Source organism: Mesorhizobium sp. WSM4829, assembly GCF_055811475.1.
In genome coordinates this window covers 1-19,719 of record NZ_JBVVQJ010000020.1, presented here as the reverse complement: position 1 = coordinate 19,719, position 19,719 = coordinate 1, and the positions used below count along the sequence as shown (strand labels likewise).

Below are 19,719 nucleotides of genomic sequence, written 5' to 3'. Positions count from 1 at the left end.
AATGATGCATGTAGCGGCATATAGTTCGCGTGGCCGGCGACCCCAACGCCCCCGCTGGCCCCGCGGCCCGATAGTCGCCCCCCAAGTGGCTGTCGGGCCGTCCCTTACTCGGGCGAGAGATACATCTCCGCCTCCTTAGCGGCAGCCACGAAAGCCTTTCGGATCATGTGAGGGTCAATCGGATCGCCCTCCAGTGCTGACAGGCAGAGAGTCCACGCCTTGTGCCAGTGCGGTCCTCTCCGGGTCCACGTCTTGAGCTGCTCAAGGGCTGCCCTCGCACTGTTGCAGCCATGCCTGCCACCTGCCGTTTCAGTCTTCACGAACACCGGAGGGACGAACCAAAGGGACGCCATGATATCTCCTACTCAGGCGAGAGATATACGCTCGCCTCCTTGGCCGCCGCCTCAAAGGCTTTACGGACCTCTTGGGGGGACGCTCTGCCCTCCAATGCGTCAACGCATAATTGGACCGCTTTCGTCCACCTCGGCCCCATTGTGTCCCACGCCATGAGTTCCTCGGCGGCTCCCTCGACGTGGCTGACCCCGTGGCGAATGCCCGGACGGTTCGCCTTCACGTAGACAGGGGAGAGAACCAGAGAAGCCTCCATTGAGGGGTAAATTGGGGGTGCTCAAATGTTTGGTAGAGGGCGAGGATAACTGGCGCTGTAGATTGGACGGCGACTACTCGCCTGCATCGGAAGCCCCGCCTTGGCGGGTGGTCCGTGCGGCTGACCAAGTCCGTTTAGGAGGCTTGTCAGCAGTTTAAGGTCGCGCGGCAGCATCACCTCACAGCAGGTCTTCGGCAACCCCGTCGAATTGCCTGAGGCCTGCGCTTGGAGGCTTTCGCTTAAGAAGCCCCTGTTCACTTGCTGCCGCCTTGAAGGCATCGAACGCGGCTTGTTGGGTGCAGTGTCCGGCCAGGCATTCCTCGATCATTCGAATTGCTTCAAGTCGGGATGGCTTGTCCATGAATGGCCATGGTTGCTGAAGCGCCGTCTCAGCATCAGGGATCGACGCAACCAGCATCGATCTGCTATTCAGGTAGATTGTAATCGGAATAAACGCCGGCATCTTTGTCGCTCTCCAGAATTGAAGTGGCTAAACGCGAAGACATGGCGGTGGTTGCATGAACGTTCGTCGGGGCAGTGGTTGCTCTTAATTCGCCTGCCGAGGTTGCGTTGCTCGGTCCCAGCGGCTGGACGTCCGAAGGGCCTTCATCGTTTCGATTCCCTGAACGAGGAAGCCCGCGCCTCACGGAGGGAGGGCGCGGGCTGATCGGAGCATCGCCCGACCGGCAGCAATCTTGAGAGGGAACAAAGACAGCTGCACGTGCCGAACTTCCGGACTAAAGCTATGTTCCAGCGAAGGTCGAAAAAAGGTGGTGAAAGCAGGACCTATTTGCGTTGCGTCTAACGACCCAACGGCAGTTTCGACGCTGAGACAAGCTCGTCCTCGTCAGTGATACCGGCCGTATAATTTGCAAGGATCCGGGACGCGAGAGCCTCACGTAAATGTTCGGAGTCGCCCTCCCTCTTGAGCCGGTCGAACACACGGCCCAGCGTAGCTACTTCGGATGCGCTGAAGACGCCAGCTTCTTTAGCTTTTCGATAAATCGGCATACCACCCCCTCCGGCTAAAAACATTCCGCACAACTAATACGGTTCAGGACATCTCGGACAACAAGAAAGATCAACGCGCGTTTTGACGCGGCGGGCGAGGCGCCTTAGTCGTTCACCGAGCGGCGATTATAATCTGAACAGACCCGCCTACCGCTTGGCAGCTAGGGCCTTAGCTTCCCGGAGCAGCGATGCCCAATGGAGCCCGAGGAACACGATAAGCTCTCGGGCCTGTTCTTCGGTGATGCCGGTTTCTTTGACCAAGCGTCGAACGACGATATCAATGTTGTTCGGCGCGCTATCCTGTTCGTCAGCCATAGGAAAGCTCCTTACGCCGAACTTCCCTATCTCGCACTTGTTCCCAATCGCGCGACAAAAAAATCACCGAGCTAAAGCCCGCGCCTCTGGCGGAGAGCGCGGGCTCGATCGGGTGCGGCCCGATCTGCAGCGGGCAACGGAGGTCGTAACCGCTGGTCACAGACAATCATTAGGATTTACTAAAGTTCCGCTTGAGAAACACACCCGCTAGGAATCTTTATCTGGCCTCGATAGGAGCGAGAATCGCGTCAGGGTCGAGGCCAAGAGCCGTGACGAGCAGGATGGCGTCCGGGTCGTCGCAGTAGACCTCGGGTCGATCGGGAGCAAACCAGCGGGCGAAATAGACCGCGTTTTGCGTCAAGGCGGCGTAGGCATCGGGCATCTTGCCAGCGTCGATTATCCTCGCCTGCACAAGCGATTTCAGAACTGTCTTACGAGGCGGCGGCGTTGGCTCTGGGCCGGTGAATTTCTTACCATCGAATGAAAAGCCGGCGAAAACATCGTCGGGAACCTTTGTCCATCCCGGCTCTGGGCCGCCTTCGAACGAAATCGAATCCACCACGCCGTCAATGATGCGAGCGTATTTCATGTCGTCCTCCAGAATTTCACCCGGGCGTAGACTTCTGTTCCCTGCGAAAGAGCCAGGCCAAGGCCGTTCGCGACGGCGACCGAGGCGTAGTATTGGATCGCAAAGGCCTTGCTGGCGACGACCGCCGCACTGCCTGTCGATGTCGCACCTGAGCTTGGCCCGTTGTTTCCGTTACCCAGCATACCCATCCCGGCGGTCGTGCCATCGGTGATGTTTTGCAGGCGTGAGCCGAAACTGCCGACGGTATAGGATCTAATCTCCCATTCGACCCAACCATCAACGGTCGGTGTGAACTGGTCGGAGGAGATCGACACGAGGCCTGACGGGTCGCGAACTTCGGTGTTGAGAGCATGCGTTGTCCATGTCGTGGCGACCGGCGTTCCGCCTCCTGTCCCGGACGACTTCTGATCCTCCATAACTGCATCAGGAGTGCCGCCGACACGAGCCGAGCCGACATAAAAGCCGCCTGAAGCGGTTACCTTGTCGCTGTCATCGATCGTGGCGCCCGAAGTCTGGGTTGCGCCCTTTGTGCCGTCAAAGCGCGGGACAGTGTTGTCAACGGTCGTCGCCGGTCCCTTGGCAAAAACAGCTTGGGCTGCGCCATCGCCAACCACTATTCGATTGTCGTCAGGATCCCACTGGATATCACCTTCAGCGGTCGGGGTAGGAGCTGCGCCCTGCTTCAGGGTCAGCGTGGCGGATGCAATCGTACCGCCATTAACGGTCGGGCTGGTCAGCGTCTTGTCGGTGAGAGTCTGCGGGCCGGTCAGCGTGACGTAGCTGGAATGGTCCGTCGCATCGAAGGTAACGGAAATATCGTCATTGCCAATCACCGGCTCATCGGTCGCAAATATAAACATCCGGTCGGCATTGACCGCCCCAATCTGGGCGCGAACCGTCGTGCCCTTCTGCAGGGTGCGGGCGGTGCGGGCATCGGCGGCACGGAACCATTCGCCTTCGCTTACGGTATAGATGCCGTTCTGCGTCGCGTCGGTCTGATCCTTCACAAGCACGCGATCGCCAACGGCTGTCACGACGCCATCGATCGTCAGCAAGCCGCCGGCTTCGACCCAGATCGGGCCGGTCGTGGCAAGGCGGACAGGCTCACGCTCTCCCGTCAGGAGTCTCACCGCAGCGGTAGCTGGTCGGGCCATGAAATGGCTCCCTATCTTTTTGCCTGTGCAGTGTCTGGGAGGCCCAAGGCGTCGCCGGTGGCAGCCTCCACCCTGTCGAACAGCGTGCGTAGCCAGAAAAGGTTTTGCGTCGGGATCAACTGGCGGACGGTGTGAAGGTCACTCTGCTTGAAGTCGCCCGCGGCAAGCGCGCCCGTTGCCTGGAAGATGTCGGACGCGGCGTCGAGTGTCGGGCCGAGCAGAGCGCCAGGAGCGTTCCGGGTCGCATATCTGGAAATCGGCTTGCCGGTGATCATCGACAGGCCCAGGGTGCCCCGCGTGGCCTTCTCAATGCCACCATTGGCATCCATCAGCCAGCCGGTGAGGCCTGACCAGTCCAGCGCCTCGACAGCCCAAACCTTTGGATCTTCGGAAGTCTCGCGACCGGCGATCGTTTCCTTTGCCCAATAGGTCACGGCGCCCAAGCCGAGCGAGAGCACCACGCCATTAAGGGTTGCTGCATCCCGCTGCTGGAAGCCTGCGAGCATCGTCTTCTGCATGCTCGAGATCGAAAATGACTTGAACTGGCCCACGGTCTTTCCAAGTTCGGTGCTCATCCAGAGCGGGCGATCTTGCCCCGGGGTGACGATGGTGCGGTCGACTTCGCGCACCACAGCAGTCCTGAAGGCGTCACGAGCGCCTTCATCGGTCCAGTCACCGGCCTTGGCGAACAGGATGCCGTTCTGTTCGTCACCGTGTTCGGCATACTGTTTGACGATGCGGCCGGCGAGATCGGCATCGATGCCCGAGGATGCGAGATTGCGGATGTCCCTCGCGGTGCCTTTACCTTCGGCGACGCGCTGAGAGGCGCGCATGATGTTCGTCATGGTGATCAGGCCGGAGAACTGCTTCAGGGCCGCATTCCAGGGCGCCATAAGCGAGACGATGCCGAACCGGGTTGAGAGCGAGGACAGGCCTCGTTCGAACGCTGTGTGGCGCCCGAAATCGTCCGTGATGTCGTAGATGGCCATTGCCCGGCTATCGAGCACCATATCAAGTGCCGTGCCCGCGTCCTTCACTTCCTGAGCGGCCAGCTTGAAGGTGCGAAAATTCCGCACCATTGGGATGAAACCATCCCTGAAAGTGCTGGTGAGGCCATGGCTGAAGACGACTTTGGCCATGTCCGGAATGGCCGAAATGGTCATACCTCCCACAAGCTGGAGCGGATGCACCGTCATTGCTGGTACTCCTTGGGCTGCCAGGCAGGATTGATCGGGGCTCGTGCTTCGGCTGCGGTGACGAACGGAACCAGCAGTTCAAATGCCGCCAGATCCTCATCTGTGAAGGCGGCCTTGTTAGCGAGGATTCCGGTTTCGGCGCATCGGTGCATTGCCTTGATCGCGCTTGCTGGGATCGGCGAAATCACCGGCGGGTTGAGCTGCGCGACTAGGTGGACGGTCTCACCATGTCGCGAGACGTGCGAGCCGAGGTAGATTTTGCAGACGCCAAGGAAGCCGCCGGCGCCCATGCCGTTGATGAACCCGGCAAAGGCCCCGCCTGCATCGGGATCGAGTAGCACGGCAACCACATCCAGCGGCCGAATCTCCAGCGTGGGATCGACCTCGACATCGCTGCCGTTCGGAATGACGGCGCCAAGGCAGTTGCCGCAGAACTGGAAGCCATAGGCCTGCATCGATCAATCTCCAGCTTGGTGCCGATAGTCGGCGTTGGACGTGACACCCTTGATTTGAGCGCGAACGCCGGCTCGGCCGTCGAGTGGTCCGCCGAGGCTTAGAAACGACAACAGCAGCGTGTCAGCCTGGATTGCAGGGCGGCTCAGTCGTGCCGGGATAGACGCCCGCGGGCCGGCCATCGCCTCACGGCGAAGGGTTGTGAGGTTGATGCGCAGATCAGGGCGTCTGGCCTTCTCAAACTCGCCATCGGTGCCGATCAAGGACCGCCTGAGAGCATCGCACTCGAACAGTTCGGCCCGGGCCTGCTCGATGAGGCCATAAACCTTTTTCCAACGCTTCGAGAGGTCGGCGGCCTTGGCTTTCGCATCCTTGCCAAGCGCCTCGATATCGATTGCGGCCTCGTCTTGAGCAGCCTTGGCGCGGCGTGTTTCCGCGCCCTCGATGGCCTTCTCGATGAGTTCGATCTCAGCATTGCAGTCCGCGATCGACGCGCGAACCTCGGCAAGGTTGCCATCGCCGAAAATCGCCTTGTCTTCGGCCTTCTCCAGTTCGGCCTTGCGAGTGATGGCCGCGTTGAGGTCGCTGTCGAGCGCGGAAATCACCGCGGCGTACTCGCCGGAGGTGCGGGCGGCGTGAAGTGCTTCAGAGTGCGTAGAAAGTTGCATAGTTGCCATCGGTCTTTTCCTCATTTCGGGTTGGTCGGGAACCAGGCGTCCAGATTTTCACCGGCGGCCTTGCACAGCTCGATCGCCCGGCGCGGATTCTCGCGGGCAATCGCGGTGATCGCCGACAGGCTCTTGATCTTGCCGTCTTCGCCGCGAACAAACGGGTTCGAACGCTCGCGGCCATCAGGCCCGAATACATCGCCAATCGTGGTCATTTCCGGGCTCCTTTCGCGGTGCGAGCCTTCGCCTTGGCAACGGCGGCTTTCTGGGCGGCGCGCAACTTTCTCGCGTTGGCGGGCGCTGAGTTGGTGCTCTTTCCGGACATGGCGATCTCCTTTATCGGTAGTCGGCGAGTGGATCGGAAAAGGTCGGTTGAGGGCGCGGGCCGTAGTAGTAGGTCCGCTTGGCGGCTCCCGCGTTCGGCGCATTGACGATGGCACCTAGTGCGGCGTTGGCGAGATCGTCGGACATACCGCGCATGTGGTCGACCGCATCGCGCCCGGAACGCATCGTGCGGCGCTCAAGCTGGGAAATCTGGCCGACTAGGCGCGGGTTATCGAGCAGGACGGCAGAGCGGCCCATCAGTGCGGGCAACGCGTCCAAATAGAGCTCGCTCCGGTTGCGCTCGGAAGGCACATAGCGGATGCCGACCTTGTCGAATGCTTCCTTCACCCAGCCGACGGCATATGCATCGCCCTTCACGGAAGTGCATTGGTACATCCGCAGCACCTTGCTAAATTCGTCGACAACATCGGTCGGGCTGAATGGCGCCTTGACCTCGCGCAGACAGTCCAGGACAGCCCGGGCGCCCTCGCGGTGACTGATCGCCAGCGTCATGCTGTCGCTTGCACCTGAACTCGGGTCACAAAAGGCGGTGTAGCGGTAGTCGCGAACGTAGCCGCGCTCGAAAACTCCGGGCTCGATGCACGCCTCGACAACGCGACGGTCGATATAGTTCGACAAGTCGCCTCGAAACTCGGCATCCCATTCGGCAGACGCGCTTTCCGGGTCTTCCCGGTGCGCCTGTTCGATGATTGTGTGATCGATGGTCGGATTGAACGTGGCTGTTGGCGCCTTGACGACGAGGACATTGGCGACGTTCTGCCCATAGCCATCCTGAAACTTGCTGTAGAGTAGGCCAGCTTGCCGATACGGGCTGCTGATGCCGACCAACAGGCCGCCCGTCGTGGACAACGCCGGGATGACGGCTCTGAAGGTTTCGACGTCGGGCGCGCTGCTGCTTTCATCCCTCCAAAACGCCACCTCGTCAAAAATGCACGCCACCAGGCTCCGGCCTCTGACTGTCCGGTAGCTGCTCGAATGCACAGCGATGGCGATGTTGCCGGCAAGCCGGATCTCGTCGCTCGTCGTGGTCTCGATCAGGCCGGAGAGGATCGGGCTGCTCTCGAAGAAGGCAAGAATGTAGCGAAAGACAGCGTTCGCCTGCGCCTTTGAGGCGGCTAACACCAGGACCGTGCCCACTTCGCCGGGGCTAAGCTTCGAATGGTCAATGCCGAACGCTGCCATGTAGGCGGCTGTAGCGGCGGCCATGCGCGATTTGCCGCTTCGCCTGCCTACGATCGCCCAAAGCTCGCGGACGCGCTTCTCGGGCACGTCCCTGGCCCCGGCAACCTGCTTGAACGTGGCAAGGTCGGATTCAGTCATGGGAAGGGCGAAGGCGGCGCGAAGGACCGCAATCCAAGTGTCCCATGTTGGCGACGTGCCGAGTGCAGCGCCAAGCAAGTTCGGATCGCGCAACGCCCTGTCGATGGTGATGTTTTCGAGGCTCACGATGCCGCCCCTGCATATTGGGTGGCGGCGTAGTCACGCAGCGATGGTGTGATGTCTTTCAGTGCCCGGCGCTCAAGGCCCAGATCGGCCAGGAGCCGCCGCTGGGCATTGGTCAAGCTCATGAACTCGTTGATGTCGATAGGCTTGCCTTCGAGATAGTTGGCAGCGGCATCCTTCAGCATGGCGCCGAGACAGGCCACGTTGTCGATTAGCTCCAGCTTCATGACGCTGAGATTGGGCTTGCCGCCAAGATCGGCCGCCAGGCTGTCACGCAGTTCGAACACCACGCGGGCCGCGGTCGTGCGCCGGTCCAGATCGTCCAGCGTTTTAAGCCGCACCTTTCCGCCACCTTTCGCGGGGGATTCGCCTTCCATCTCTGCTGCGTCTAGGGCCAATTCTCTGCCTCAATGCTGGACACTGTGCGGACACAATCGGATTGAAATGACGTAAAAGCAAACTAAATCAAAGTACTTGTCGTGTATTGTCTACTGATAACACATCAGTTTCATATCTTTTCAGAGGGCGCGCTGGAGGAGCAAAAAGAGGGCAGGGGATGAACGGGCCGGCAGAAAAACATCCGGCTGCAATGAAGATGGAAAGTGGGTTCCGTGACACTTATGACGCTTGCTCTGCTTATAGGCGTCGCGCGCGCGCGCATAACGGTGATAACCGGATTTGCCGTCACATCTGTCACGCTCGCCATTATCGGTCGCTCCAATGGGACTGCGGTTCATCGGAACGGTCGATAGCAATGCCTTGGAAACCTCGGCCATTGTGCTTGCGCAGCATATTGAAACCTCGTGTCTCCAGGTTTTGAGTGAAGCGCTTTGCCGAACCCGCGAATTCGCTTTGCTGGTCGGCCCATGCCTTCCATGATGCAAACAGATCGTTCGAAGGCGTCCACGCGTTAGCGTCGCGTTGGCAGCACTCGTCAACCCATGCGGAAAGAGCGTCCTCTGCATCCAGATAAGCCGCGGTGGCGTCGACAACCGCTTTGGGCGGGCACAGGCCGATCTGCTGCCACGACAGACAGCCATCAATCAACCATTGCAGGATTCCCGGCCACTCGGCTTTCAGCTTGTCCCGTAGGTTCAGGTCTCGTTCCTCGGGCGGGATCGTGACGGTGAAGGGCACAAGGTGGAAGCGGCGGCGAATGGCCTCGTCGACGGAGCGAAGGCCGGGCTTGTGGTTGCCCGCGATGATCAGCTTGAACTGCGGCGCGAACTCGAAATAGTCCTGTCGCATAAAGCGCGCGGCTATCTTGTCGCCGCCGGTGAGGGCCTTGATCCTGCTTTCCGCCCAACGTCTCCCTTCCTCTGTTTCGACCGCTGAAACGAGGCGAGATCCGCGAAGGCTGGCAAGTTCGGTTGGATGCCGTTCCGTCGTCGAGGCCGTGAAGGTTTCGATAGGGGCAGTGCGGTGATAGTCGGCCAGTATTCCGGCAATGGTGTCGATAGCGACGCTCTTGCCGTTGGCGCCCGTCCCAAACAGGAAGAACAGCGCATGTGCCGAAGTGTCGCCTGTCAGGGCATAGCCGAACATGCGCTGCATGAAAGCCTGCAATTCCTTGTCGCCGGCCGTCACGCGATCGAGGAAGGCAAGCCAGGTCGGACACGAGCCGCCCGGAGCAACCGCTGCCATCTTCGTCAGATGGAGATCGGGATCGTGCGGGCTGGCCCTGCCTGTCTTGAGGTCAATGACACCGCCGGGTGTGTTGAGCAGCCAAGGGTCCGTATCCCACTGGTCGACGGTCGCGGCCAGCCTGCGGTCGGCCTTTGCCAGCCGTTCGACCGCCGCAACGGTTTTCGCGCTGGCCAGGACGGCGGCGATCTTTTCCTTGTTGCACTCGGCAGCCGCCTCACGGCAAACCGCCCGGGCGAGATCGAAGGCAAGAAGCGTGTCGTCGAGCCGCCAGTGCGTGCCAACCCAGTTAAGCCACTTGCCCCAGGCTGCGACGAACCGCAGATTGTCCGCATGGTGCTCCGCAAATCGCATTGCCAGCGCCTCGTCGGTGAAGGAAGGCGGGCGAGGTTTCGTTTCCCAGGCCGGTAGCTCGTCCCGGTCCCATCCGTTTACTGCGTCCATCATGAAGGCCGCCTCGCAATTGCATCGGAGGCCGCGCGAATGGCCTGCATCGCCTCGTCTTTTGAAATCTTGAATTTGCGCACGAGCACCGGCAGCAGCGGCCGCGCCGCTGTCCACCAATGCGCTGTTGCCCAAATCGCGGCATCGTCCACGGGATCAGGTCGGAGATCGCTCATCGCCTCGATCTCCTGTCTCGCTCGTTGCGCCAAGAGGCCGCCGCGTCTGCGATCCAGGCCGGCACGTCTGGCGCCGGGTTCGGCCTCTCCCTGCCCGCCCACTCGGCGAGGAGGGTCGCGGCGCCGTCTTGGAGGCCGTCCAGAAGCCGGCAGGAATAGCCGCGGTCGTCCAAGCGGAACTGCGCGTCGAGCAGGCATGCACGCGCCACGCGGACGGCGGCGATAACAGGGCCAGGAATGGGTTCATTCATGCGGGCGCCCGCCCGTAGGCAAGATCAGCCACGACACTGGCCAGAGGCCACGACAGGTCAAATCGGGACTGCAATCGTTTTGCTTGAAAATAAACCGGATTATGGTTATTTTCCAAAACGTCATCAGCCGCCAAGCGTGACATTTCCTGAAGGCCGGTTCGCGCCAGATACGCGGCCGGCTTTCGCTTTTCTGATGCCCTCATGCTGCGCGCTGACCCCTCAGAACGGAGGCGATGCGAACAGCCTCGACGGCTTCGTTGACCGTCAAGCCGAATTTGCGCCTCAACAAGGGAACGATTGGCTGGGCGATCTGTTCGCGGCTGGTCTGCGAATACCATTCTCCAGCAAAGGCAACGGCATCGCTCGTTTTCTGGTCGGTGGTCGTCATGCCGCCCTCCGCTTGTTTGGAGTGCGTTCGCGAGATTCCAGCCATGCCTTGATGCTGGCGATCCGGTAAAGGATGCGGCCACCGACCTGGACGTGAGGAATCCCATCCGGCATTTCCTGCCAGCGGCATAGGGTCCGGGAGGTTACGTTAAGCTCAGCCGCAAGCTGGTCGCGGGTGAGATATTCATCGAGGATCTTTGTCATTTGGTGTCCTTCCAAAGTGATGGAACGACACCCAATCTGACGATATTTTCAGCGCATAAGAGGGGGCAGAAGGCGCAGAAGGTTCTGCGTCAAATCTCCTCGATGGCCCGCCTCAGCGTGTCCTTGCTCACCGGTGGCTTACCTTCTGCTTTGAGCGCCTGATTCACTTCGTCCAGAAGGGCCAATCTTTTGCCTCTCAGACTGTTCTCTGACAATGTGCGCAGCACGGCTTTGGCCGCTTCTCTCTCCATAGGATGTCGATGGTTGAGCCGGGCAGACTTCGCCACCGCCACTTGGCCACCTGGGAAACTCTGCAGCCAGTGGTTCAGCGAACCAAGCTCGATTTTGCGGAAGTCGCGGACATGGCGGTTGTAGCTTTCGGGGCCAAGGTCGGGCACATAGTCTAGCGCCATCACCGTCCTCCTAAGGCTGTTGTTGTTTCTGATAGAGCCGTGCACTTCGACGTCGCCAAACCTCACGGCTTCTTCAAGCAGGTCCTCGGCCTCACGAAGCGACGCCAATTTGCGCCGTTCGCGTACAATGTCGGCAGCTCGTTTGAATGGTACCCATTCAGACATTTGCGCCACCATGCAGTTCGACGACTTCGGCGCCCTTGTCCTTGGCCATTACGATCGATCCGGCGCGCTCGGTGGCCTGTCGCAGAGGGTCATCCATCAAATGGCTGTAGCGGGCCGTGGTGGCCGGCTGTGAGTGTCCTAGCAGTGCGCCGATGATAGGCAGGGAAAGGCCAGCGCTGGCCAGCACAGAGGCATAGGTGTGGCGAAGGTCGTGAATCCGGGCTGATGGCTTCACCAACACCTTTTCACCGGAGATCTCGGTTTCCACGATGCCGGCGGCGATGCAGACTTCCCGCCATTCGTTCTTGATCTCGACGCGGTGATCAGCGCCACGGCCAGGGAATACGTAGATCGCATCCGGCTTGGCCTTGTCCCGAAGATCTTTGAGCAAGAGCCGGGCAGGGGCCGACAGGGGTACCCGGTGCATGGTCTTCTGTTTCGTGGTTGATCCCGGCTTCGTCCAGACGCCAGCAGCAAGATCGAACTGTTCCCATTTCGCCGCCTGTACCTCGCCACGGCGCGAGCCGGTGAGCAGCAGGAGTCGGAAGATGTTCGCTGCCTGTTGATCCTCAAGCGCGATCAGTGCCTCTGTCAGCTTCGCAAGTTCGGCCGGGGACAGATAGCGGTGGCGCTTCTGCTCGTCGTTTCGCTCGATCCCCTTGGCAGGGTTGTCAGTGCGCCACTTCCACTTGATGGCGAGCCCAAACATCTTTGAGAGAACGGCGACCGTTCTGTTGGCCAGATAGGGCGCATGCTTCGAAATCTTCCGGTGCAGGCCGTCGATGTCCGTGAACTCCACCTCGGCCACCTTCTTGTTTTTGAGGGCCGGCAGGATGTGGTTCTTGATCAGCGCCTTGTAATCGCGAGAGGTCGAATCCCGCTTCTTGGTGAGGTGCTCCTTTTCGAAGCGGTCGCATAAGTCGGCAACCGTCTTCGCGTCCCTTGCCGACTTAAGCTCGCCCATTGGGTCGAAGCCCACGTCGATGCGCCTTTTCAGATCTTTCGCTTCCTCCCGTGCCGCCGCACACTTCCAGTCAGAGAATGAGCCGATCGTGTAGCGGCGCTCCAGGCCGGAGCGGGTGCGATAATTCAGGATGAACGCCTTGGCGCCGGCGGCAGTGACCCGGATGCCGAACCCTTTTATGTCGTCGTCATAGGTGATCTTGTTCCCGCTGGCGGGTTTCTCCAGCGACTTGATGGTGGCGTCCGAGAGTTTCACGGCAGGCTCCTGTGTCCGCACTGTGTCCGTCACATCGACGGTTGTTCATGTGCGGTGATTGTCTCACAGTGTCCTGATTTGTCAAAGAGTGTCCCTTTTGAATCAACAACTTATGTGCGGACACGGCATAATATCAAACGAAAGCAAGGGCTTGCCGAAATGGGCGAAAATGAACTTTTAATCAGTAGGTCCAGGGTTCGAATCCCTGCGCGCTCACCATTTTTTCCCTGAAAATCAACAGGTTAGCGTTCCTGTTCCCGATCTAAAGCGAGATGCTTCGTGACGCCTTGGGTTTTCCAGCGGCGTCGAGCCAGGTTCTCTCAGGAATCGTCTCGATCACACCAGCGAGACATTGCCGCCGGCGTGGCGCTCCAGCCGGCCGGCTAGGTCGAGTTCCAGCAGCACCATGAAAACCTGGGCGGGATGCAGGCCGGTGTGGCGGATGATTTCGTCGATCGCCACCGGCGTTGGGCCGAGCGCTTCGATGACGCGGGCGCGGTCGCCTTCGCCGGGTGGCGGCGTTGCCGAAAAGTCGGGCGGCTCTTCGAGCAGCGGCGTCCTTGGCGCCAGTTTGCCGACCAGCGGCGCGATCGCACCGGTAATGTCCGATGCCTCGGTGACCAGGGTGGCGCCGTCCTTGAGCAAGGCGTTGGCGCCGGCGGCGCGCGGATCGAGCGGCGAGCCGGGGACGGCGAAGACCAGCCGGCCCATCTCGCCGGCAAGCCTGGCGCTGATCAGCGAGCCGGAGCGCAGCGCCGCCTCGACCACGACCAGCCCCAATGCCGCACCGGCGACAAGGCGGTTGCGGCGTGGAAAATCCTGGGCGCGCGGCTGCCAGCCGAACGGCATCTCTGAAATGATGGCACCGCCGCGCTCGGCAATCTCGTTGCACAATGCGGCATTTTCGGGCGGGTAGGGCAGGTCGAGGCCGCCGGCCAGCACACCGATCGTGCCTGACGCAAGGCTGCCCTGATGTGCTGCCGTGTCGATGCCGCGCGCCAGGCCGGAGACGATGCCGAAGCCGTCGCGGCCGAGTTCGGCGGCGAGCGTCCGCGCCATCTTGATGCCGGCCAGCGAGGCGTTGCGGGCGCCGACTATGGCGACCGCCGGCAGCCGGAACACCGCACCTTCGCCCTTGACCGCGAGCAGCGGCGGCGGATGGTCCATGCTTCTCATCAGCGGCGGATAGTCGGCCTCGCCAATGCCGACGAAGCGGGCGCCGGCGCGCCGTGCGGTCTCCAGTTCCGCCTCGGCCTCGGCCACCGTCGGGATGCGGACGGCCTTTCTGGCGCCGCCCGAAACCATCAGCTCGGGCAGCATCTCGAGCGCCGTCTCGGCCGAGCCAAAACGGTTGATCAGGTCGCGAAAGGTGGCCGCACCGACATTCGGCGTGCGGATCAAACGAAGCCAGCTCAACCGCTGCCGGTCGCTGAGCCGCGTCCCGGCGGCGCGCTGGCTCACTCCCTGGCTCCGATCTTGTTCTCGGTGCCGGCCAGCAGCCGGGTAATGTTGGCCCGGTGTTTTATGATGACGATCAGGCTCATTAGCGCGAACAGCCCGGCAATCTCGGGCGTGCTGAGGACATAGAGCGCGGTCGGCACGACGATTGCTGCCGTCAGCGCCGCCAGCGAGGAGTAGCGGAACAGGAAAGCCATGGCCAGCCAGACGACGGCAAAGATCAGCGCCACCTGCCAGGCAAGAGCGATCAGCACGCCGAGATAGGTGGCGACCCCCTTGCCGCCCTTTAAACCGAGCCAGACCGGGAAGAGATGGCCGAAAAAGGCGCCGAGGCCGGCCCAGAGCCCGAGCTCCGGGGCAAAGTAACCGGCGATCAGAACCGCCGCCGTGCCTTTCAGCGCGTCGAGCAGCAGCGTGGCGGCAGCCAGGCCCTTGTTGCCGGTGCGCAGCACATTGGTGGCGCCGATATTGCCGGAGCCGATGTTGCGGACGTCGCCAAGGCCAGCGGCACGGGTGATCAGGAGGCCGAACGGGATCGAGCCGAGCAGATAGCCGAACACCAGCGCCAAGACGATGCCGTAAGCCATTGTTCCCCCGGATATGCCCTAAAGCGCGTCGCGTTTGACCGGCCTCATGCGACGCGTTTTAGGTTGTTCTCTTATGCATGTCGTAATCGCAAAACCGCTGCGCACCCTCGGGTCAGGTCCGAGGGCATGCTTTTGCGCGACATGCATTAGGCTGAAAACACTGTGCGGCCCGCCACCATCGTTTGCAAGACCTTGCCCTGCAGCCGAGCGCCTTCGAAACAGGTGTTTTTCGAGCGCGAACGGATGCCGCTTTCGCTGACGATCCATGGCTCGTCGAGATCGACCAGCGCAAGGTCGGCGACCGCACCCGGCTTCAGCGTGCCGCCGGGCAGGCCGAACAGTCTTGCCGGCGCAGTGGACAACGTCTCAACCAACCTGAGCAGCGCCATATCGCCATTGTGGTAGAGCCGCAGCGCCGCGCCGAGCAGCGTTTCCAGTCCGATGGCACCGGCCGCGGCGTCGGCGAAAGGCAGCCGCTTGGTGTCGACGTCCTGCGGGTCGTGCGAGGATACGATGATGTCGATGGTGCCGTCCTTGACCGCCTCGATCATCGCCAGCCGGTCCTCCTCGGCGCGCAACGGCGGCGTCAGCCGGAAGAAGGTGCGGTATTCGCCGACATCGTTCTCGTTGAGCGACAGATTGTGGATCGAGACGCCTGCTGTGACTTTGGCGCCGTCGGCCTTGGCCCTCGTTACCGCGTTTGCCGCCATCGCAGTCGAAATCTTGGCCGCGTGATAGGCGCCGCCAGTCAGCCGCGCCAGCGCAAGGTCGCGCTCCAGCGGAATGGACTCGGCCTCGCGCGGAATGCCGGCAAGGCCGAGCCAGCTGGCATAGAGGCCTTCGTTCATGACGCCTGACGAAGCGAGTTCGGCGTCCTGGGTTTCATGCGCGATCACGCCGCCGAAATCGCGCGCATAGGTCAGCGCGCGGCGCATCACCAGTGCGCTTGCTATGGTGTGCCGCCCGTCGGTGAAGGCGATCGCGCCGGCCTCGCGCAGCAGGCCGAATTCGGTCATCTCGCGGCCTTCGAGCCCCTTGGTGATCGCCGCCGCCGGAAAGATGTTGACGATGGCCGTGTCCTTGGCGGTGCGCAGCACGAATTCGACCAGCGCGACATTGTCGATCACCGGGTCGGTGTCGGGCATCATGACGATGGAAGTGACGCCGCCGGCCGCCGCCGCCACGCTGGCCGAAGCGATGGTCTCGCGGTGTTCGCCGCCCGGTTCGCCGATGAAGACGCGCGCATCGATCAGGCCGGGAATGATTGCCTTGCCGGCGCAGTCGATGACGTTAGCATCTTGCGGAGCGCCCTGGTTCAAGGCCGCCTTGCCGGCAGCGACGATCTTGCGGCCCTCGACAATGACAGAGCCGACCTCGTCAATGCCGCGCGACGGATCGACGATGCGGGCCCGGCCGAACACCGTTGTGCTCATGCGCCGCGGCCCTCATAATTGCGGCGGGGATCGAGCAGCGCTTCCATCACCGCCATGCGCACGGCAACACCCATCTCCACCTGTTCCTGGATGACGCTCTGCGGACCGTCGGCGATTTCCGAAGCGATCTCAACGCCGCGGTTCATCGGGCCGGGATGCATGACCAGAGCGCCGTCCTTGGCCGCCTTCAGCTTCTCGGCGTCTAGGCCGAAATAGTGGAAATACTCACGCACCGAAGGCACGAAGGCGCCTTCCATGCGCTCGCGCTGCAGCCGCAGCATCATCACCACATCCGCGTCCTTGAGCCCTTCGGCCATCGAACGGGTGACGATCACGCCCATTTTCTCGATGCCGGCGGGCAAAAGCGTCGACGGCGCCACGACGCGCACCTGCGCGCCGAGCGCATTGAGCAGCATGATGTTGGAACGCGCAACGCGCGAATGCAGGATGTCGCCGCAGATCGCCACGATCAGCTTCGACAGCGGGCCCCTGGCGCGACGGATGGTCAGCGCGTCGAGCAGCGCCTGCGTCGGGTGCTCATGGGCGCCGTCGCCGGCATTGATCACCGAGCAGCCGACCTTTTGCGCCAGCAGCGCGGCGGCACCCGCCGACTGGTGGCGGATGATCAGGATGTCGGGATGCATGGCGTTCAGCGTCATCGCCGTGTCGATCAGCGTCTCGCCCTTCTTCACCGAAGAACTGGCCACCGACATGTTCATGACGTCGGCGCCGAGCCGTTTTCCGGCCAGTTCGAACGACGATTGGGTACGGGTCGAAGCTTCGTAGAACAGATTGATCTGGGTGCGGCCACGCAGCGTCGAGGCCTTCTTCTCCGACTGCCGCGAGATCGCGACCGACCGGTCCGCCCTGTCCAGCAAAAGCTCGATGTCGGCGGGGGAAAGATCGCGGATGCCCAGAAGATGGCGGTGGGGATAGAGTGGCAGGGACGAAGCGTCGGTCATCTCAAGGCGCTGCTATAGGGTGGAGGACCTTTGGCTGCAAGCACCAGCTTTGGATTGCGGCCTTTCTCCCCGGTATTTTCGTCGCGCGCGCAGCAACGCTTGGGATATATCTAGCTGATGGCTTCGGATTCGTGGCCTTGTGATGATAAGGACAGTGTGTGACCGACGACGTGACGAACCAGCCGCCGCCGCTGGCAGGCGGCAACGCCTGGCGAGGCGATCCGTTGCTGATCCAGCTTGCCGAGCGTTTTTCCGATCCCGTGCGCAAGGATATCGATGGGCTTGGCCGTTTCGTGCTGACGCAGGAGGCGCAGGAATTGGCTCGCCTCGCCAATGTCGAGACGCCGAAGCTCAGGACCCACGACCGCCAGGGCCGGCGCATCGATCTGGTCGAGTTCCATCCAGCCTATCATGCGCTGATGCGCCGGTCGGTGGCGAATGGGCTGCATTCGTCGGTCTGGGAAAATGGCGATGCCGAGATCGGCCGCCGTCATCAGGTGCGGGCCGCCCGTTTCTACCTGACGGCGCAGCTCGAAACCGGGCATCTCTGTCCCATCACCATGACCAGCGCCTCGCTGGCAGCGCTGATGGCAAGCCCAAAACTGTTTCGCGAATGGGCGCCGCGGGTGACGACACGCAAATACGACCAGAGCCAGAAGCCACCGGTCGAAAAGGCCGGGCTAACGCTCGGCATGGGCATGACCGAGAAGCAGGGCGGCACCGACGTCCGCGCCAATGTCACCAGGGCCGAGCGCGCCGGCAGCAGCTTCTATCGGCTGACCGGCCACAAATGGTTCATGTCGGCGCCGATGTCGGATGCGTTCCTGGTGCTTGGACAGGCGCCGGAAGGACTTTCGTGCTTTCTCGTTCCGCGTATTCTCGGCGATGGCTCGGGCAACGGCTTTCGCTTCCAGCGGCTGAAGGACAAGCTTGGCAACCGCTCCAACGCCTCGTCCGAAGTCGAGTTCGTCAATGCCATCGGCGAGATGGTCGGCGAGCCCGGGGCAGGCGTCAAGACGATCATGGATATGGTGACGCTGACCCGGCTCGACTGCGCGATCGCCTCGTCGGCGATCATGCGAGCCGGGCTGGCCGAAGCCGTCCACCACACCCGTCACCGCCAGGTGTTTGGAACCAATCTGATCGAGCAGCCGCTGATGCAGCGCGTGCTGGCCGACATGGCGCTCGACGTCGCCGCCGCCACCGCGCTGTCATTCCGACTGGCGCGCTCTTTCGACGAGGCGGCCGGCGATCGCGGCGAGGCGGCTTTTGCGCGCGCCATGACGCCGGTCGTCAAATACTGGGTCTGCAAGATCGCACCGCCGCTGCTCTATGAGGCGATGGAGTGCCTCGGCGGCAATGGCTATGTCGAGGAGGCGCCGCTCGCCCGCTACTATCGCGAAGCTCCGGTCAACGCGATCTGGGAGGGATCCGGCAACGTCATGGCGCTCGACGTGCTGCGCGTGCTGGGGCGTGCACCCGGCCTGTTCGAGGAGGTGCTGGCCGGCATCGATCGCGATCTCGGTGCCGGCGGGCGCGGCACCGTCGGTGTGCTCAAGGCAGCCATGCAGGTCGCGGCAACCGACGAGGGCTCGGCGCGTCTGCTCACCGAGCAACTGGCGCTGTCGGCGGCGGCGGCGGAGCTTCGCAGGCTGGGGGCAGGGCGGATCGCCGACGCCTTCGTCGAGACGCGCCTCGCCGGCCAGTGGCGCAACACCTATGGCATGCTCGATTCACGCCATGACGCGCGCATGATCATCGACACGCTGTACCCACCGGTCACCTGAAGCGACTTCGGCAAGGTTTCTCGTCGTCTGTCACGCCGCTAAATGATTGCGAGCGCGGCGCAAACAATCTGAGACTGTGGGAACTCCCACGTTCGCGCCCGATTAGATAGGGTTGTACACGGCGACGACAGGCTCATGCGCAGCGAGATGGCAATGGCAGTCAATTTCAGCGAGCTTCTGGATGCGTTCGAATTCGTGAGTTCCGGCGGAGCCGGCGAAAATCAGGCCTATCTGTGCAAGGAGACAGGCAAGATCTACTGGCATTCCGACTGGGCGGACGATGTTGAAGAACTGCCTGACGACGTCGAGGACAGCGAGAGATACATCCCCATCCCGGACAAGCGGGAACTCGATCTCGGCAAACCGCTGGTGCTGTCCTTCGCGCGCCACCACCTGCCCGACGATTTCGACAAGGTTCGGGAGATCTTCAGCCGGGCGGGTGCCTATGCCCGCTTCAAGGATCTTTTGGAGCACAGGGGCGCCGTTGATCGATGGTACGACTTCGAGCAAAAAGCCACGGAAGAAGCGTTGAAGACCTGGTGCGCGGATAATGACATCAAGGTCAGCAGCTGAGGTAAGAAGGCAAGCGCGGTTCTCCCTTCTCCCCTTGTGGGAGAAGGTGGCCGCGAAGCGGCCGGATGAGGGGTGTTCCAGGGAACGCCCACGCCTCATTTCTTCCAGCACCCCTCATCCGTCTCGGCGCTGCGCGCCGATCCACCTTCTCCCACAAGGAGGGCTTTGCACAGAATCGGATTGGTGATTCCGTGGGCAAGGAAGAGAGGGAGATGATTCGGATGATCGATCGTGT

At 61.9% G+C, this 19,719-nt stretch carries 25 protein-coding genes; 2 read left to right on the top strand and 23 right to left on the bottom strand.

Annotated elements, in window-relative coordinates:
- Positions 1 to 104 precede the first annotated feature (104 nt).
- The 23 genes from AC0L17_RS19445 to AC0L17_RS19335 all read right to left on the bottom strand — a co-directional run bounded on the left by AC0L17_RS19445 (position 105) and on the right by AC0L17_RS19335 (position 17,124).
- Positions 105 to 353 carry a DUF982 domain-containing protein gene (locus AC0L17_RS19445; protein ID WP_473517037.1) on the bottom strand — a complete coding sequence of 83 codons (249 nt, stop codon included), beginning with the start codon at positions 351 to 353 and terminating at the stop codon, positions 105 to 107.
- Between the two features lie 8 nt (positions 354 to 361).
- Positions 362 to 607, bottom strand: a complete 246-nt coding sequence (locus AC0L17_RS19440) for a DUF982 domain-containing protein (protein WP_473517036.1) — start codon at positions 605 to 607, stop codon at positions 362 to 364.
- Positions 608 to 785: 178 nt separating this feature from the next.
- Positions 786 to 1,070 (bottom strand): DUF982 domain-containing protein, encoded by a 285-nt coding sequence (locus AC0L17_RS19435; protein WP_473517035.1) that lies wholly within the window; start codon positions 1,068 to 1,070, stop codon positions 786 to 788.
- A 695-nt stretch (positions 1,071 to 1,765) separates the two neighbouring features.
- Positions 1,766 to 1,933, bottom strand: a complete 168-nt coding sequence (locus AC0L17_RS19430) for a hypothetical protein (protein WP_473517034.1) — start codon at positions 1,931 to 1,933, stop codon at positions 1,766 to 1,768.
- Between the two features lie 217 nt (positions 1,934 to 2,150).
- On the bottom strand, positions 2,151 to 2,522 hold the full coding sequence (locus AC0L17_RS19425) for a hypothetical protein (protein WP_473517033.1): 372 nt from the start codon (positions 2,520 to 2,522) through the stop codon (positions 2,151 to 2,153).
- Positions 2,519 to 3,676: a hypothetical protein gene (locus tag AC0L17_RS19420; protein WP_473517032.1), complete on the bottom strand. Its 1,158-nt coding sequence runs from the start codon at positions 3,674 to 3,676 to the stop codon at positions 2,519 to 2,521. Before AC0L17_RS19420 ends, AC0L17_RS19425 begins: the two co-directional genes overlap by 4 nt.
- An 11-nt stretch (positions 3,677 to 3,687) precedes the next feature.
- On the bottom strand, positions 3,688 to 4,872 hold the full coding sequence (locus AC0L17_RS19415; RefSeq protein WP_473517031.1) for a hypothetical protein: 1,185 nt from the start codon (positions 4,870 to 4,872) through the stop codon (positions 3,688 to 3,690).
- Positions 4,869 to 5,327, bottom strand: a complete 459-nt coding sequence (locus AC0L17_RS19410) for a hypothetical protein (RefSeq protein WP_473517030.1) — start codon at positions 5,325 to 5,327, stop codon at positions 4,869 to 4,871. Before AC0L17_RS19410 ends, AC0L17_RS19415 begins: the two co-directional genes overlap by 4 nt.
- A gap of 3 nt (positions 5,328 to 5,330) precedes the next feature.
- Positions 5,331 to 6,002, bottom strand: coding sequence for a hypothetical protein (locus tag AC0L17_RS19405; RefSeq protein ID WP_473517029.1), 672 nt, complete (start codon positions 6,000 to 6,002; stop codon positions 5,331 to 5,333).
- Between the two features lie 11 nt (positions 6,003 to 6,013).
- Positions 6,014 to 6,208: a hypothetical protein gene (locus AC0L17_RS19400; protein ID WP_473517028.1), complete on the bottom strand. Its 195-nt coding sequence runs from the start codon at positions 6,206 to 6,208 to the stop codon at positions 6,014 to 6,016.
- Between the two features lie 121 nt (positions 6,209 to 6,329).
- A complete protein-coding gene (locus tag AC0L17_RS19395) occupies positions 6,330 to 7,784 on the bottom strand; it encodes a terminase (RefSeq protein ID WP_473517027.1) in 1,455 nt (484 codons plus the stop codon).
- Positions 7,781 to 8,158: a hypothetical protein gene (locus tag AC0L17_RS19390; protein WP_473517026.1), complete on the bottom strand. Its 378-nt coding sequence runs from the start codon at positions 8,156 to 8,158 to the stop codon at positions 7,781 to 7,783. The genes AC0L17_RS19395 and AC0L17_RS19390 overlap by 4 nt, the downstream gene beginning before the upstream one ends.
- A 328-nt stretch (positions 8,159 to 8,486) precedes the next feature.
- Positions 8,487 to 9,872 (bottom strand): phage/plasmid primase, P4 family, encoded by a 1,386-nt coding sequence (locus AC0L17_RS19385; RefSeq protein ID WP_473517025.1) that lies wholly within the window; start codon positions 9,870 to 9,872, stop codon positions 8,487 to 8,489.
- Complete coding sequence (locus AC0L17_RS19380; RefSeq protein ID WP_473517024.1) at positions 9,869 to 10,045, bottom strand: hypothetical protein; 177 nt, start codon at positions 10,043 to 10,045, stop codon at positions 9,869 to 9,871. The genes AC0L17_RS19385 and AC0L17_RS19380 overlap by 4 nt, the downstream gene beginning before the upstream one ends.
- On the bottom strand, positions 10,042 to 10,296 hold the full coding sequence (locus tag AC0L17_RS19375) for a hypothetical protein (RefSeq protein WP_473517023.1): 255 nt from the start codon (positions 10,294 to 10,296) through the stop codon (positions 10,042 to 10,044). Before AC0L17_RS19375 ends, AC0L17_RS19380 begins: the two co-directional genes overlap by 4 nt.
- 199 nt (positions 10,297 to 10,495) lie before the next feature.
- Positions 10,496 to 10,684, bottom strand: coding sequence for a hypothetical protein (locus AC0L17_RS19370; protein WP_473517022.1), 189 nt, complete (start codon positions 10,682 to 10,684; stop codon positions 10,496 to 10,498).
- On the bottom strand, positions 10,681 to 10,887 hold the full coding sequence (locus AC0L17_RS19365; RefSeq protein ID WP_473517021.1) for a helix-turn-helix domain-containing protein: 207 nt from the start codon (positions 10,885 to 10,887) through the stop codon (positions 10,681 to 10,683). Before AC0L17_RS19365 ends, AC0L17_RS19370 begins: the two co-directional genes overlap by 4 nt.
- Positions 10,888 to 10,976: 89 nt before the next feature.
- Complete coding sequence (locus AC0L17_RS19360) at positions 10,977 to 11,465, bottom strand: hypothetical protein (protein WP_473517020.1); 489 nt, start codon at positions 11,463 to 11,465, stop codon at positions 10,977 to 10,979.
- On the bottom strand, positions 11,458 to 12,684 hold the full coding sequence (locus AC0L17_RS19355; RefSeq protein ID WP_473517019.1) for a tyrosine-type recombinase/integrase: 1,227 nt from the start codon (positions 12,682 to 12,684) through the stop codon (positions 11,458 to 11,460). Before AC0L17_RS19355 ends, AC0L17_RS19360 begins: the two co-directional genes overlap by 8 nt.
- Before the next feature lie 336 nt (positions 12,685 to 13,020).
- Positions 13,021 to 14,145: a DNA-processing protein DprA gene (dprA, locus tag AC0L17_RS19350; protein ID WP_473517018.1), complete on the bottom strand. Its 1,125-nt coding sequence runs from the start codon at positions 14,143 to 14,145 to the stop codon at positions 13,021 to 13,023.
- A complete protein-coding gene (gene plsY / locus AC0L17_RS19345) occupies positions 14,142 to 14,729 on the bottom strand; it encodes a glycerol-3-phosphate 1-O-acyltransferase PlsY (RefSeq protein WP_473517017.1) in 588 nt (195 codons plus the stop codon). Before plsY ends, dprA begins: the two co-directional genes overlap by 4 nt.
- Before the next feature lie 146 nt (positions 14,730 to 14,875).
- Complete coding sequence (locus tag AC0L17_RS19340) at positions 14,876 to 16,162, bottom strand: dihydroorotase (RefSeq protein WP_473517016.1); 1,287 nt, start codon at positions 16,160 to 16,162, stop codon at positions 14,876 to 14,878.
- A complete protein-coding gene (locus AC0L17_RS19335; protein ID WP_128168134.1) occupies positions 16,159 to 17,124 on the bottom strand; it encodes an aspartate carbamoyltransferase catalytic subunit in 966 nt (321 codons plus the stop codon). The genes AC0L17_RS19340 and AC0L17_RS19335 overlap by 4 nt, the downstream gene beginning before the upstream one ends.
- A 158-nt stretch (positions 17,125 to 17,282) precedes the next feature.
- On the opposite strand from AC0L17_RS19335, the gene AC0L17_RS19330 reads away from it, so the two are divergent.
- Together AC0L17_RS19330 and AC0L17_RS19325 are read left to right on the top strand one after the other, a co-directional pair.
- On the top strand, positions 17,283 to 18,911 hold the full coding sequence (locus tag AC0L17_RS19330) for a DNA alkylation response protein (RefSeq protein ID WP_023801194.1): 1,629 nt from the start codon (positions 17,283 to 17,285) through the stop codon (positions 18,909 to 18,911).
- Positions 18,912 to 19,064: 153 nt separating this feature from the next.
- A complete protein-coding gene (locus tag AC0L17_RS19325) occupies positions 19,065 to 19,484 on the top strand; it encodes a UPF0158 family protein (protein WP_473517015.1) in 420 nt (139 codons plus the stop codon).
- The last annotated feature ends 235 nt before the right edge of the window (positions 19,485 to 19,719 follow it).

Excerpts from the sequence above, each read along its gene's own strand:
- AC0L17_RS19445 (WP_473517037.1), bottom strand. The coding sequence starts at position 353 with ATGGCGTCCCTTTGGTTCGTCCCTCCGGTGTTCGTGAAGACTGAAACG.
- AC0L17_RS19440 (WP_473517036.1), bottom strand. The coding sequence starts at position 607 with ATGGAGGCTTCTCTGGTTCTCTCCCCTGTCTACGTGAAGGCGAACCGT.
- AC0L17_RS19435 (WP_473517035.1), bottom strand. The coding sequence starts at position 1,070 with ATGCCGGCGTTTATTCCGATTACAATCTACCTGAATAGCAGATCGATG.
- AC0L17_RS19430 (WP_473517034.1), bottom strand. The coding sequence starts at position 1,933 with ATGGCTGACGAACAGGATAGCGCGCCGAACAACATTGATATCGTCGTT.
- AC0L17_RS19425 (WP_473517033.1), bottom strand. The coding sequence starts at position 2,522 with ATGAAATACGCTCGCATCATTGACGGCGTGGTGGATTCGATTTCGTTC.
- AC0L17_RS19420 (WP_473517032.1), bottom strand. The coding sequence starts at position 3,676 with ATGGCCCGACCAGCTACCGCTGCGGTGAGACTCCTGACGGGAGAGCGT.
- AC0L17_RS19415 (WP_473517031.1), bottom strand. The coding sequence starts at position 4,872 with ATGACGGTGCATCCGCTCCAGCTTGTGGGAGGTATGACCATTTCGGCC.
- AC0L17_RS19410 (WP_473517030.1), bottom strand. The coding sequence starts at position 5,327 with ATGCAGGCCTATGGCTTCCAGTTCTGCGGCAACTGCCTTGGCGCCGTC.
- AC0L17_RS19405 (WP_473517029.1), bottom strand. The coding sequence starts at position 6,002 with ATGGCAACTATGCAACTTTCTACGCACTCTGAAGCACTTCACGCCGCC.
- AC0L17_RS19400 (WP_473517028.1), bottom strand. The coding sequence starts at position 6,208 with ATGACCACGATTGGCGATGTATTCGGGCCTGATGGCCGCGAGCGTTCG.
- AC0L17_RS19390 (WP_473517026.1), bottom strand. The coding sequence starts at position 8,158 with ATGGAAGGCGAATCCCCCGCGAAAGGTGGCGGAAAGGTGCGGCTTAAA.
- AC0L17_RS19385 (WP_473517025.1), bottom strand. The coding sequence starts at position 9,872 with ATGATGGACGCAGTAAACGGATGGGACCGGGACGAGCTACCGGCCTGG.
- AC0L17_RS19380 (WP_473517024.1), bottom strand. The coding sequence starts at position 10,045 with ATGAGCGATCTCCGACCTGATCCCGTGGACGATGCCGCGATTTGGGCA.
- AC0L17_RS19375 (WP_473517023.1), bottom strand. The coding sequence starts at position 10,296 with ATGAATGAACCCATTCCTGGCCCTGTTATCGCCGCCGTCCGCGTGGCG.
- AC0L17_RS19370 (WP_473517022.1), bottom strand. The coding sequence starts at position 10,684 with ATGACGACCACCGACCAGAAAACGAGCGATGCCGTTGCCTTTGCTGGA.
- AC0L17_RS19365 (WP_473517021.1), bottom strand. The coding sequence starts at position 10,887 with ATGACAAAGATCCTCGATGAATATCTCACCCGCGACCAGCTTGCGGCT.
- AC0L17_RS19360 (WP_473517020.1), bottom strand. The coding sequence starts at position 11,465 with ATGTCTGAATGGGTACCATTCAAACGAGCTGCCGACATTGTACGCGAA.
- plsY (WP_473517017.1), bottom strand. The coding sequence starts at position 14,729 with ATGGCTTACGGCATCGTCTTGGCGCTGGTGTTCGGCTATCTGCTCGGC.
- AC0L17_RS19340 (WP_473517016.1), bottom strand. The coding sequence starts at position 16,162 with ATGAGCACAACGGTGTTCGGCCGGGCCCGCATCGTCGATCCGTCGCGC.
- AC0L17_RS19335 (WP_128168134.1), bottom strand. The coding sequence starts at position 17,124 with ATGACCGACGCTTCGTCCCTGCCACTCTATCCCCACCGCCATCTTCTG.
- AC0L17_RS19325 (WP_473517015.1), top strand. The coding sequence starts at position 19,065 with ATGGCAGTCAATTTCAGCGAGCTTCTGGATGCGTTCGAATTCGTGAGT.